The organism is Campylobacter concisus, from assembly GCF_015230015.1.
Lineage (GTDB): Bacteria > Campylobacterota > Campylobacteria > Campylobacterales > Campylobacteraceae > Campylobacter_A > Campylobacter_A concisus_AF.
On sequence record NZ_JAAKZC010000016.1, the window covers coordinates 36,443 to 49,370 of the forward strand.

Annotated in this window: 13 protein-coding genes; 8 read left to right on the forward strand and 5 right to left on the reverse strand. The window is 39.6% G+C overall.

Features of this window, described 5'->3' with window-relative positions; all coding sequences use genetic code 11:
- The first annotated feature begins 20 nt into the window (after window positions 1–20).
- Window positions 21–1,388 carry a phosphomannomutase/phosphoglucomutase gene (locus G6W42_RS08445; protein ID WP_194173664.1) on the forward strand — a complete coding sequence of 456 codons (1,368 nt, stop codon included), beginning with the start codon at window positions 21–23 and terminating at the stop codon, window positions 1,386–1,388.
- Between the two features lie 475 nt (window positions 1,389–1,863).
- Here the strand turns inward: G6W42_RS08445 and G6W42_RS08450 are convergent, their stop codons facing one another.
- From G6W42_RS08450 to G6W42_RS08465, 4 genes are all read right to left on the reverse strand, one after another.
- Complete coding sequence (locus G6W42_RS08450; RefSeq protein ID WP_194173665.1) at window positions 1,864–2,721, reverse strand: transporter substrate-binding domain-containing protein; 858 nt, start codon at window positions 2,719–2,721, stop codon at window positions 1,864–1,866.
- Window positions 2,722–2,812: 91 nt separating this feature from the next.
- Window positions 2,813–3,550: an amino acid ABC transporter ATP-binding protein gene (locus G6W42_RS08455; RefSeq protein WP_194173666.1), complete on the reverse strand. Its 738-nt coding sequence runs from the start codon at window positions 3,548–3,550 to the stop codon at window positions 2,813–2,815.
- A 1-nt stretch (window position 3,551) separates the two neighbouring features.
- Window positions 3,552–4,220 (reverse strand): amino acid ABC transporter permease, encoded by a 669-nt coding sequence (locus tag G6W42_RS08460; protein WP_194173667.1) that lies wholly within the window; start codon window positions 4,218–4,220, stop codon window positions 3,552–3,554.
- Window positions 4,207–4,860 (reverse strand): amino acid ABC transporter permease, encoded by a 654-nt coding sequence (locus tag G6W42_RS08465; RefSeq protein WP_194173668.1) that lies wholly within the window; start codon window positions 4,858–4,860, stop codon window positions 4,207–4,209. The genes G6W42_RS08460 and G6W42_RS08465 overlap by 14 nt, the downstream gene beginning before the upstream one ends.
- A 109-nt stretch (window positions 4,861–4,969) precedes the next feature.
- Here G6W42_RS08465 and G6W42_RS08470 point away from each other — a divergent pair, with 109 nt between their 5' ends.
- The 6 genes from G6W42_RS08470 to G6W42_RS08495 all read left to right on the forward strand — a co-directional run bounded on the left by G6W42_RS08470 (window position 4,970) and on the right by G6W42_RS08495 (window position 11,282).
- Entirely contained in the window at window positions 4,970–5,215 is a 246-nt protein-coding gene (locus tag G6W42_RS08470) for a CBU_0592 family membrane protein (protein ID WP_194173669.1), read from the forward strand.
- Window positions 5,212–6,180 carry an agmatine deiminase family protein gene (locus G6W42_RS08475; protein ID WP_194173670.1) on the forward strand — a complete coding sequence of 323 codons (969 nt, stop codon included), beginning with the start codon at window positions 5,212–5,214 and terminating at the stop codon, window positions 6,178–6,180. The genes G6W42_RS08470 and G6W42_RS08475 overlap by 4 nt, the downstream gene beginning before the upstream one ends.
- Window positions 6,181–6,182: 2 nt before the next feature.
- A complete protein-coding gene (locus tag G6W42_RS08480) occupies window positions 6,183–7,142 on the forward strand; it encodes a cation diffusion facilitator family transporter (protein WP_194173671.1) in 960 nt (319 codons plus the stop codon).
- Window positions 7,111–7,983 (forward strand): carbon-nitrogen hydrolase, encoded by an 873-nt coding sequence (locus G6W42_RS08485; RefSeq protein ID WP_103613923.1) that lies wholly within the window; start codon window positions 7,111–7,113, stop codon window positions 7,981–7,983. Before G6W42_RS08480 ends, G6W42_RS08485 begins: the two co-directional genes overlap by 32 nt.
- 204 nt (window positions 7,984–8,187) lie before the next feature.
- Window positions 8,188–9,129 (forward strand): TAXI family TRAP transporter solute-binding subunit, encoded by a 942-nt coding sequence (locus G6W42_RS08490; protein ID WP_021085228.1) that lies wholly within the window; start codon window positions 8,188–8,190, stop codon window positions 9,127–9,129.
- Window positions 9,130–9,215: 86 nt separating this feature from the next.
- Entirely contained in the window at window positions 9,216–11,282 is a 2,067-nt protein-coding gene (locus tag G6W42_RS08495; RefSeq protein ID WP_194173672.1) for a TRAP transporter permease, read from the forward strand.
- A gap of 48 nt (window positions 11,283–11,330) precedes the next feature.
- Here G6W42_RS08495 and G6W42_RS08500 read toward each other — a convergent pair whose 3' ends face one another.
- Window positions 11,331–11,816 (reverse strand): tetratricopeptide repeat protein, encoded by a 486-nt coding sequence (locus tag G6W42_RS08500; protein ID WP_194173673.1) that lies wholly within the window; start codon window positions 11,814–11,816, stop codon window positions 11,331–11,333.
- Window positions 11,817–12,096: 280 nt separating this feature from the next.
- Here G6W42_RS08500 and G6W42_RS08505 point away from each other — a divergent pair.
- On the forward strand, window positions 12,097–12,928 hold an 832-nt coding region (locus G6W42_RS08505), incomplete at its 3' end, for a DUF4062 domain-containing protein (RefSeq protein WP_194173674.1).

The window sequence follows — 12,928 nt, forward strand, 5'->3', positions numbered from 1 at the left end:
TCTTTTAGGGAGAATTTACAATGAAATATGATGAAATTTTTAGAGAATACGACATCCGTGGCATTTTTGAAAAAGACTTGACAGAAGATAGCGTCAAGGCTATAGGGCTTGCTTTGGGTAAGAAATTTAACGAATTTGGCGTAAAAACTCTAAGCGTTGGCTTTGACGCAAGGCTTAGTGCTAGCACGCTTTTTAGGTATTTGCTAAGCGGCTTAAACAAGGCTGGTGGCTTTAAAATTTATAACATCGGCTTGCTTCCAACTCCTGTTGGCTACTTTAGCGTTTATGCAGATTATTTTGACGCAAACATAATGATCACAGGCTCTCACAATCCAAAAGATTATAACGGCTTTAAGATCACTATCAAAAAAGATAGTTTTTTTGGCAAAGACCTACAAATTTTAAAAGACAAAGTTAATGAGATAATTGCCTCTGGCGAGCAGATCGCAGATGATGAGAGCTGTGAGAAATTTAACATCTTAGAAAAATATGTTGAGTTTTTTGTAAAAGAATTTAGCGAGCTTAAAAATTTCAAAAAGCCTTTTGTTATAGACTGCGCAAATGGTGCTGTTGGCGTGAGCTTGGTGCCGATCGTAAAAGCGCTTGGGCTAAATGCAAAAATTTTATATGAAGATCCAGACGGAAATTTCCCAAATCACCACCCAGACCCAAGCGAAAAAGAGAATTTAAAAGAGATATTTTCGCTCATCAAAAAGAAGGAATTTGGCCTTGGATTTGGCTTTGACGGAGATGGCGACAGGATCGCCGTGATAACGCCAAAAAGAGATATAAAAGGCGACGAGTTAGCCTATCTTTATGCTCTAAATATGAAACATCCAAAGGTGCTTGGCGAGGTAAAATGCTCGCAAAATATGTACGATGAGATCGCAAAGATCGGCGAAGTTTTTATGGGCAAGACTGGACATAGCAATATAAAAAAGATGATGAAAGAGCTAAACGTCGATCTTGCAGCTGAAGTGAGCGGTCATATCTTTTTTAAAGAGCGATACTTTGGCTTTGACGATGCGCTTTATGCGATGATGAGGGTGCTTGAGCTAGTTCACAAGGGCTTTGACCTTGACGGCGAACTTGATAAGATGCCACTTGTCTTTAGCACCGATGAGATCAAGATAAAGACGACTGACGAGGCTAAATTTAAGATAGTTGCCAAGCTAAAAGAGTGCGTGAAAAATGAGAGTTTCGACCTGCCAAAGATAAAAAATATCATTGACATTGATGGCATAAGGATTCAGTTTGAAAATGGCTGGGCGTTAGTGCGCGCGTCAAATACAACGCCAGTTATCGTCACTAGATTTGAAGCAAAGAGCAAGGAATTTCTAGCAGAGATCGAGCAAAAAGTGACAAATTTGCTAAAGAGCTTAATGTAGCCAATAAAAGCATTTTGGGCTAAATTTACTCCAAAATGCTTTTTAAAATTTTATTTAAATATTCAAAAACTAGGTTTTATTTTTTTATTATTTTACGAATTTTTCTCTGTATAGATATCATTTAGAAGCTTTAAAACAACTGCCATATATTTAAATTTATTAGATAGATAAATCTTAAATCCGCAAGTAGCCTATCTCGTTTGGTATTTTTTAAAAAAACAAGCTTATTATCGCAAGGCTCGTGTTTGCCTACAACTTAGGTATGCAAGACTGCTCATTATGGATTTTAAAGCAGCGTCACTTGCTGACAAAAAAATTTAGAAACACTAAGTAAAGCTTGCCTAATAGCTTAGCGTTGAGATTGCAAAACCGCATATCGTGGATTTTATAGTAATGTCAGATACTGCCAAAAACTTCACGAATATATTGTGTTAAATTTAAAAAGAGAGATGGCGTAAAGATTACGCCATTAAATTTAGAGTTTGCCGCCTTCGACGACTAGAGATTCAGGATTTACGCTGTCGCCATAGATTGGTTTTAACGTTGCGTCATAGTCTTTGTGGAAGAAATTTTCTTTTCCAAGCTCGATGATCTCGTTATTTAGCCACTCAAGCAAGGCTTTGTTGCCCTTTTTGACAGCTGGAGCTATCACATCCACATCCCCAAGTGCCTCAACGCCAACGACAAAGCCAGGAGTCTCTTTCGCCCAGGCAAAAAGTAGGGCGTTATCATGCGCTAGAGCAGCACCCCTTTTATCAACCAAAGCTGCGAAAGTTTCGGTGTTTTGATCGTATTTTAAAAGCTTGATATCAGGATAATTTTTTGTAAAAAATGCGTCTGCGGTTGTGCCTTTATTGACGATTAGTGTTTTATCTTTTAGTTCATCAACGCTCTTTATCACAGCGCCCTCAGGGCTAACGATGCCAAGAGAGACCTTCATATATGGAAGTGCAAAATCAACAACTTGCGCGCGCTCAGGCGTTTTTGTGAAATTTGCAAGCGTGATATCGACCTTGTCAGCTGTGAGCACTTCAACCCTGCCAGCAGCTTCTACTAGCTCAAATTTGACCTTGCTCTCATCTCCAAGCAAGTCTTTTGCGATGCGTTTTGCAAAGTAGATGTCATAGCCTTGGTTTTTGCCGTCTTTATCGACGTAGCCAAATGGCGGTTTGTCACTGAAAACGCCTATCCTTACATATCCGCGCTCTTTGATCTTCGCGATAGCGTCAGCTTGGTTTGAAGCGGCCGCTTTGTCCGCACCTTTGTCATCACCACAACCCGTTAGAAAGACGGTAGCGACTAATGCTAATAAGAAAAATTTAAATTTTCTCACTCTTTCTCCTTTAGAAAAATTTAGTAAATAAGAGCGGTTAAATCTCGCTCTAAACGCATTTTGAAAACAGGCAAATTATCTCTTATTTTTTCTAAAACGAGAATAAATTTAGAAATTTCTTCGCGCGATCGCTCTTTGGATTAGTGAAAAACTCCTCTGGCTCGCTGATCTCCACTATCGCTCCAGCGTCCATAAATACGATCTTATTTGCAACTGCTCTTGCAAAGCTCATCTCGTGGGTGACTATTAGCATCGTCATGCCATCTTTGGCTAAATTTAGTATCACATCGAGCACCTCTCTAACGATCTCTGGATCAAGCGCAGCCGTAACCTCGTCAAATAGCATGATCTCGGGGTTTAAACAAAGGCTTCTTACGATGGCTATGCGCTGTTTTTGGCCGCCGCTTAGCTCCTTTGGATAGGCAAATTTCTTATCAAGTAGCCCAACCTTGCTTAGCCACATATCAGCCGTTTTTTCAGCCTCAGCCCTATCTCTTTTTTGCACCTTCAAAGGCCCAAGAAGGACGTTATCGATGACGTTCATATGATCAAATAGCTCGTAGCTTTGAAAGACCATGCCGACCTTTTGGCGGATCCTTTGCCAATCATTAAATTTAGCGTCTATCACTTCGCCGTCTATGATGATCTCGCCGCTTGCTATGCTCTCAAGGCCGTTTATGCATCTAAGAGTTGTGCTCTTGCCACATCCCGATGGTCCAAGAAGCACGACCACTTCGCCGCTTTTAACCTCTAAGCTTATATCTTTTAAGGCGTGAAGCTCTCCATAAAATTTATTTATTTTTTTAAGTTCTAAGATATTTTCACTCATTTTAGCTCCATTTTTCTTCTAGTTTTTTTGATAGTTTTGAGACTGGATAGCAGATCGCAAAATATAAAAAGAATATGAGCGTGTATATCCAAAATGGCGCCATAGGATTTGTAAATACATTTCGCTCGATGATCTGCTGGCCGACTTTGACTACCTCTACAACGCCGATTAGCACGACGATAGAGGTCGTTTTTATCATACGGCTTAGTAAATTTACAGCTCCAGGCACCAGCCTTCTAGTAGCAAGCGGAATGATGACATAAAAGTAAATTTGAAATTTGCTAAGTCCTAGCGAGGCGGCTGACTCAAACTGGTGCTTTGGTATCGATGTGATAGCTCCTCGCACGATATCCATCATCTCAAAAACGCCCCAAAGGCTAAAGACGATGAGTGAGGCGGTAAATGCCGAGATATGCAGCCCAAAAGCCTTGCTAACGCCAAAGTAAAATAAAAATAACCAGACGATCTGAGGCATGATACGAACGATCTCGAGGCAAATTTTTAAAATAAGATAGATAAATTTGTTTTTCATACTCATCAAAACGCCAAGTATGAGGCCGCCGATAACGGAGATGACGATAGAGATGAGCGAAATTTCGGTGCTTACTACAAGACCTTCAAGCAGCCTTAGTAAATTTTGCGTGTCAAATAATATACTAACTCCTTGCATGTCTTGCCCTTTTTTCGACGTAGCTAAGCGCCAGCGAGACTGGCAAGATGATGATGAGGTAGCTAATAACGAGCATAAAAAGCGCCTCATCTGTTTTGTAGTAAAGTCCGATGAGATCCTTTGCAACATAGACTAGATCGGCAAGCGCTACGATGCTAACGATGCTTGTCTCTTTTAGTAAAAATATGACGTTTGCGCTGATACTTGGAAGCGCCACGCTAAAGGCTTGTGGCAAGATGACATATCTTAGGAGCTGATTTTTACTAAGTGCGATACTAAGACCTGCTTCTATCTGTGACCTTCTAACCGCCTCAAAGCCAAGTCTAAAGCTCTCGCTCATATAGCTGCCTCCAAGAAAGCTAAGTCCCGCGACCGCACAGGTAAAGCCACTCATCGACACTCCAAGCTTTGGCAAGCCGTAGTATAAAAAGAAGAGTTGGATAAGAAGCGGCGTGTTTCTTGAGAGCTCAACGTAGCAATCAACTAGTTTTGAGAGAAATTTTAGCTTGTAAAATTTCACAGCCATGCAAAAAATACCTATCAAAATAGAAAAAACGATCCCCAAAAAGGCGATCTGACAGGTGAGCACCCCAGCTTTTACAAAAAGGGGGTAAAATTTCTCAATAAACTCAAAATCCATAAACTTTAATCCAATCTGAAAAATGGAGTTATTTTATCCCATAATCATAAATTTAAAACTAATTAGATATGATCACGCTTTAAATTTAAGCTTACAAAAAGGATAAAATTTGATCGATCTTTTTCAGATCATCGGCTTTTTAGGGATGATTTGTATCGTGATGGGCTACTTTTTACTTCAGATCGGCCGTCTAGATAGCCACGATCTAGCCTATCAGATAATAAATTTAGTAGGTGCGGTGCTACTTATAATCTCGCTTTTTGTGCACTTTAACCTCGGCTCATTTTTGATAGAGGTCTTTTGGATAATCATTACGGTTTATGGAATTTATAAAATTTACAAGGAGAGAGCGTGAGAGCGTATGCAGAATGGGAAGAGCAGGAGCTTTTGTTTTTATCGCTGCCACATAGCAAGAGCGACTGGGAGCCTTATTTAGAGGAGATTTTGGCGAGCTATGAGGAGCTTGTGGCTGCTATCGTGTCGTTTGAGAAGGTGGTGCTCATCTGCCCTGATGAGGCAAATTTCGCTAGGTTTAAGAAATTTAAAAATGTAGAGTTTGTTAAGCTTGAGACTGACGATACTTGGATCAGAGACTACGGTATGATCGACATTTGCGATGGCTCTAGTGTAAAGAGCTATGACTTTAAATTTAACGCTTGGGGCGGTAAATTTAAGAGTTCAAAAGATGATGCGATAAATTTAGAGCTAGCTAAAATTTACAAAACCAAACTTGAGCCTGTTGATATGATATTAGAGGGCGGAAGTGTTGAATTTAACGGAGATGGCGTGCTTTTAACCACCACAAAATGCCTGCTAAATGAAAATAGAAATTCCTCTCTTAGCAAAGAGCAGATAGAAGAAAAGCTAAAAAGTTTATTTGGCTTAAAGCGTATCATTTGGCTTGAAAATGGTTTTATAAAAGGTGATGACACAGATAGTCACATCGACACTTTAGCGCGCTTTATCACGCCTGATACGGTAGCTTACGCAGCTTGCGATGACAAGAGCGATGAGCACTTTAATGAGCTTAAAAGGATGGAAGATGAGCTTAAAAAAACTGGCTTTAAGCTACTTGCTCTGCCGCTACCTAAGCCTAAATTTTATGATGGTAAAAGGCTTGGCTGCACATATGCAAACTTCATCTTTATAAATGGTGCGCTAATCGTGCCAACATATAACGACGAAAACGATGAAAAGGTGCTAAATTTACTTGCCAAGGCACTTCCAGATAGAAAGATCATCGGTGTAAATTCGCTAGTTTTTGTCCGTCAAAATGGCTCGCTTCACTGCTCAAGCCAAAATAGATACAAAAGGTCTTAGTCTTGTCAAGTCCGTTTGATTATGAGTTTAACCGCATTAATAAGCAGGAGTGCACGCAGGGCGAAAACAAGGCCGTCATCGCAGCTGGAGCTTGCGCCTTTTTGCTCGCACTTGTGAAATTCGCAGCTGGGCTTTTTAGCGGTTCGGTTGCTGTGCTTGGCTCGGCGATTGATTCGATGCTTGATTTTATCGTTTCACTTTTAAATTTATTTGCGCTTAGAAAGTCAAGAAAGCAAGCTGATGAGAGATTTAACTTTGGCTACACAAAGCTAGAGGCGCTAGCAGCGCTATTTGAGTGCGTTATCATCGTTGTGGCTGCTGGATATATATTTTATGAGAGTGTTAAGAAATTTAGCGAGCCAAATTTAGAGATAGACCTTGGCTTAAGCCTTGGCGTGATGGTGTTTTCGGTTGTGGTGACGCTAGCTTTGGTGCTATTTTTAAACCAAATTTCTAAAAAAAGTGGCAACCTTATCATAAAAGCAGACACGCTTCACTATAAGATCGACCTTTTTAGTAACCTCGCAGTCATCATCTCGCTGCTTATTATTAAATTTAGCGGATTTGTGATGATAGATGCGATCTTTGGTATCGTGATAAGCGGCTACATCGCTCAAAGCGCGATAAGTCTTGGCAAAGACGCCCTTGGTGTCTTGCTAGATCACGCAGCAAGCCCTGAAGTCACAAAGGGGATCATCAAGATGATAAAGGCAAAGAAGAGAGTTTCAGACTTTCACTACCTAAACACAAGACAGAGCGCAAATACCATATTTTTAACGCTGCATTTAGTTTTTGACAAAGATATCTCGCTTTACGATGCGCACGAGGTGGCCGACTCGCTTGAAGCTGAGATAAGAGAGAAATTTAGGGATTATTCGTGGCAGATAACCACTCATTTAGACCCATACAACGACAAAGAAGGGAAAAGAGATGAAAGTAGCACTACTTCAACAAGAATTTAAAGGGACAAAAGAGGCGACTATCGCAAAGACACTTGAGCTAATCGCTGAGGCAAAAAAGGGCGGCGCTGATCTAGTTGTGTGCCAAGAGCTGCACCAGACGCAGTACTTTTGCCAAAGCGAGGATACAAATTTCTTTGATCACGCAAATGAGTGGCAAGAAGATGTCGCTTTTTGGGGCAGGGTGGCAAAAGAAAATGGCGTTGTTTTAGTCACTTCACTCTTTGAAAAGAGGGCTGACGGACTTTATCACAACACCGCCTTTGTCTTCGAGCGTGACGGCAGCGTGGCTGGAAAATACAGAAAAATGCACATCCCTGATGACCCTGGATTTTATGAGAAATTTTACTTCACGCCTGGTGATATCGGCTTTGAGCCTATTGAGACTAGTCTTGGCAAGCTTGGAGTCTTGGTCTGCTGGGATCAGTGGTATCCAGAGGCAGCAAGGCTCATGGCGCTAAAAGGGGCGAAAATTCTCATCTATCCAACGGCTATTGGCTGGTTTGAGGGCGATAGCGATGATGAAAAGTCAAGACAGCTTGAAGCGTGGGTGGCAGTGCAAAGAGGCCACAGCGTCGCAAATGGTCTGCCAGTGGTCGCTGTAAATCGTGTGGGCTTTGAAAAAGATGATAGCGGCGTGATGGATGGGATAAAATTTTGGGGAAATAGCTTTGTTTTCGGACCACAAGGCGAGCAGCTTTTCCGCGCGAATAGCACAGATGAGCTATGTAAGATCGTAGAAATTGATATGAAAAGAAGCGAAGAAGTGCGCAGAATTTGGCCATTTTTACGTGACCGCAGGATCGATGCCTACGCAAATATCACAAAGAGATTTATTGACTAAATTTAGAGCTAGAATTTCTAGCTCTTAAAATTTAGATTGCTCGTAAAAGAAATATAAATTTATTCTTAAGAAAATATTTTTTTAAGTCTTGATTGTGTAGAATAGTTGCAACTTTACAAAAATGGCATAAAAATATCATAACAAAAAGATACAAAGCTAAATTTATAGAATAAAATAGCCTTAAATTTTTTGAAAGGATTTTAGATGAAAACTACTTCTTTGGCACTTGCTGGATTGCTTTTAGCAACAACACTTTCAGCAAAAGAATTTATCAGTATCGGCACTGGCGGCATGACAGGTACATACTATCCGATAGGTGGAGCGATCTGCCGCTTGGCAAACAAAAACACCGATGTAAAATGCTCAGTCCAATCAACTGGCGGCTCAGTTTATAACGTAAATAACGTCCTTAAAAAAGAGCTTACTTTTGGCTTTGTTCAAAGTGACGTCGTCTATGATAAATATAACGGCACTGGCAAATTTGACGGAGCAAAAGATGAAAATTTACGCTCAGTAGTGGCTATCTATCCTGAGCTTCTTGCATTTGTTGTAGCAAAAGATAGCGGTCTAACAAGTGATATCCAGTCTTTTGCAGGCAAAAAATACAACGTCGGAAACCCAGGTAGCGGCAACGAAGTGAGCACGCTTGAAGTCTTTAAAGCAAAAGGCTTTGATGTTTCAAAACTAGGATATCGCGGCGTTTTAACAGTTGGCGAATGCCCACACGCACTAAAAGATAAAAAGATAGATGGATATAGCTTTGTTGTCGGCCACCCAACTGCAAACATCACTGACGCAGCGACATCTTTGCCTATTGATATCCTAAATATCGAAGGCAGCGAGATCGATAACCTTCTTAAAGAAAAACCATACTTTGCAAAAGGTGTGATCCCAAAAGGCTCTTATGACGGCGTCGATCACGATGTAAATACTATCGGTGTAAAAGCTGTTTTGGTAACTAGCAAAGATACAAAAGATGAGGCTGTAAAAGCTGTGATAAAAGCTATTTTAGACAACTTTGATGAGTATAAAACTCTTCACCCAGCGCTAAAATCAGTAAATAAAGAAGATCTTGTCCAAGGTCTTTCAGCTCCGCTTCACCCAGCTGCAGAGGCTGCGTTTAAAGAGGCTGGTATCTTAAAATAATCCATCTCCAGGGGCTTTTGCCTCTGGATAAAATTTAAATATGCAAATTCTTCTAAATTTATATATTTAAATTTTAAAGGAGAAAGATGAACGAAGTTAATGACAACGAAGAACAATTTGTCGAGGTAAAGACAAGAGAGATAAATAGCAATTTTTACAATTATTTCATCGCATTTGCGTGTTTCTCTTGGTCGGTTTTTCAGCTTTATATAGCGTATTTCCCACTAAATACTAACATTTCACGCTCTATTCACCTAGCTTTTGCGGTTGGGCTTGTATTTTTGCTCTATCCAGTCACTTTTCATAAAAAGGCTCACTCAAGTTTGCCATTTTACGACCTAGTTTTTTGCGTGACAGGCGTTGTTGCCGTGCTTTATCCAGCGGTTTATTTTTATGAGCTAGCTGATAGGACAGGGGACTACATCACTCAAGATATCGTCATATCGTTTTTGGCGATCATCGTCTTACTTGAGGCTGGCAGGCGTGTCATGGGACCAGCACTTCCTATCATTTGTATATTATTTTTGATATATGATCACTTTGGACCTTATATGCCAGACATCATCGCTCATCAGGGCGCTAGCTTAGAAAAGATCGCGGGGCATATGTTTTTAACGACAGAGGGCGTCTTTGGTGTGCCTATCGGCGTTAGCGTTAGTTTTATCTACCTTTTCGTTCTTTTTGGCTCACTACTTGAGCGAGCAGGCGCTGGACAATACTTTATAAATTTAGCCTTCTCACTTCTTGGCAAATATAGAGGTGGCCCAGCCAAAGCTTCAGTCATCGCAAGTGGCCTAACAGGCATGGTTTCAGGCAGCTCAACAGCAAACGTCGTAACTGTTGGTACATTTACCATACCACTTATGAAAAAAGCTGGTCTTTCACGCACAAAAGCTGGAGCTATCGAGGTTGCAGCTGGTGTAAATGGACAGCTTATGCCTCCTATCATGGGTGCTGCTGCTTTTATCATCGCTGAGTTTTTAGGCATGACATATACAAATGTTATGATGGCAGCGGTTATCCCAGCATTTGCTTGTTATTTGTCGCTATTTTTCATCGTGCATTTAGAGAGCGTCAAACTTGGACTAAAGGGCATAAATCAGAGCGAATTTCACTCAAGATTTAAAATTTTTGTTAGCGGTCTTCACTATATAACGCCGATCCTAATTTTGCTTTACACGCTTTTAATAGCAAAAGAGTCAGCCATAGCCGCAGCGTTTAATGCGATAGGATTTTTATTTTTAATAATGATCTTTCAAGAGCCAACCAAAAAGCTAGCTTCAGGCGAAAAAGTAGGGCTAAACGATGTGCTTCTTGGCTTTGAGGATATATTTTGGGCGATGGTCGCAGCTGCAAAGAGCATGACCACAATAGCCATCGCAACCGCGCTTGCAGGCATCATCGTGGGTTCTATCTCGCTAACTGGCCTTGGGCAAGTACTTTCTGATCTAGTCGAGCTTTTAGCAGGCGATAATATCATGATGATCCTACTTTTAACGGCTCTTATGTCGCTCATCCTTGGCATGGGTCTTCCAACGACAGCAAACTACATCGTCGTCTCAAGCCTTGTTGCACCTGTCATTTTATTTTTAGCACATAAAAATGGCTTCTTGATCCCAGCCATCGCCGTGCATCTTTTTGTATTTTACTTTGGAATTTTGGCTGATGATACGCCACCAGTTGGCATCGCAGCTTACGCAGCTGCTGGTATCGCTAAAGCAAATCCTATAACCGTTGGTGTTCAAGGATTCTTTTACGATCTAAGAACGGCGATCTTGCCATTTGCCTTTTTCTTTAACAATAAACTTATGTTGATTGAGAGCATAAACACGAGCGATCCGCTTGATTCAAAAGGGATAGTCTGGATGAGCAATCCGCTTGAAATTTTACTTGTATTTGGCATGGCGATCGTGGGAATGTTTGCCTTTTCTAGCTTGTTACAAGGATATTACGTCACAAAGCTTAGAATTTGGGAGAGGGTGCTACTTATCCCAGTCGTGCCTCTAGCTCTTGTGCCAAATATCTGCGTGAAATTTGGTCTAATGCCAAACGAATACACAGCCTACATCGTAGCAGCTGCTCTTTATGGCTTTGTCTTTATGACCCAGTGGGGCATAAAAGATAAACCGCTTGATCAAATAAGAGCGATATAAATTTAGGCAAGAGCTCTCTTGCCTAAATTTTTTCTATGTAAATTAAATTTATAGTTGTTTTGAGCGTTTTAGATCGCCTGCAAACTCGCAAGCGAGCTTATCGCCTAGTTTGCAACCTTTTTCTAAAACCGCGTAGGCCTCTTTAAATTTATGATCATCTATTAGTATCGAGCCTATCATGCCGCAAGAGTAGCCGTCGTTTTGCTCGCAAGCTTTGTTAAAAAGCTCTCTTGCTTTTTGCGGATCGCTGTTTAGATAAATTCCACCAGCTGCCGTGCAACCCTCTTTTTCACCGCCTTGGCAAGCTTTGTTGTAAAGCTCTAGCGCTTTGTTGCTATCTGGTACGTCAGTTTTGCCTAGCTGATATATAGCACCTGCTTTTTGGCATGATCTTGCGTCGTTTGCTGCACATCCTGCTTCAAATTTAGCCAAGGCTTCTTTAAAATTTGAGCCTGCATAGGCGCTTAACCCAGCGTCAAATTCACTTCCAAATGCGCAAGCTGCAAGAAGTGAGATAAAAATCATTTTTTTCATCAAATTTCCTTTTGTAAAGTAATATGCAATTTTATCATATTAAATTTACACTTACTTGATAGCTGGTGATATATCATTTTAATATCTAAAAAATAAATTTAAAAAATATGTTTTTAGATATCACAAAAAAATTAAATTAAGAAAAATAATAATTTTTTATTGCTTTTTGTGTTTTTAAGCTTTTGGTTCTCGTAATATGCTTTTTTATAGCATATTAAATTGTCATCAAAATCGATAATTGATTGTATAATGCTATAAATTATAAAAATAGAGGTATAAAATGAAAAAAATTTTTAGATTGTTTTTATCATCAACTTTTAGTGACTTCAAATTAGAAAGAGAGTTATTACAAACTAGGGTTTTTCCAGAAATACAACAATATTGCGAAAATAATGGTGCTGTTTTTCAACCAATTGATTTGCGCTGGGGCATAGATCAAGAAGCACAACTTGATCAACGTACAATGGAAATTTGCTTAAATGAGGTGAAAACTTGCAAGAGCTATCCATACCCTAATTTTATAATTTTATCAGGCAATCGTTATGGTTGGGTTCCATTGCCTTTAAAGATAGAAAAAAAAGAATTTGAAGCCATTGTAAGCAATATTCAAGAAGATGATAAAAATTTATTACACCAATGGTATTTTTTGGATGAAAATCAGCTAGATACATCAGGAAAAATGCTACCTACTTACAGGCTAAAAGAGATTGTAGGTGCTGAAGAGTGGAAAAAAATTAATAGCGAAATAAAGCAAAAAATATTTGATAGTTGGTATGAGACTGAAAACAAAATAAGGCAAATTTTACAGACAGGCGTTGCGAGAAGTCGTTTGTCAAAAAAAGATACTGAAAAGTATTTTATGTCTGCTACACACCAAGAAGTTGCAGAATATGCAAAAAATGGCATTAATAAAGAACATATCTTTATTTTTTATAGAGATGAGCAGCAAAAAACAAAAAATGGCGATACTGAAAATGTAAAAAACTTTAGATGTTTTATAGAAGAAGTGCTAAATCCTGATAATATTTATCATGAAACTATAGAAGATAAAGAATATTTAAATAATTTTTGTGAAAAAGTGTTGGCTTTTCTAAAAACAAAGATAACTCAGC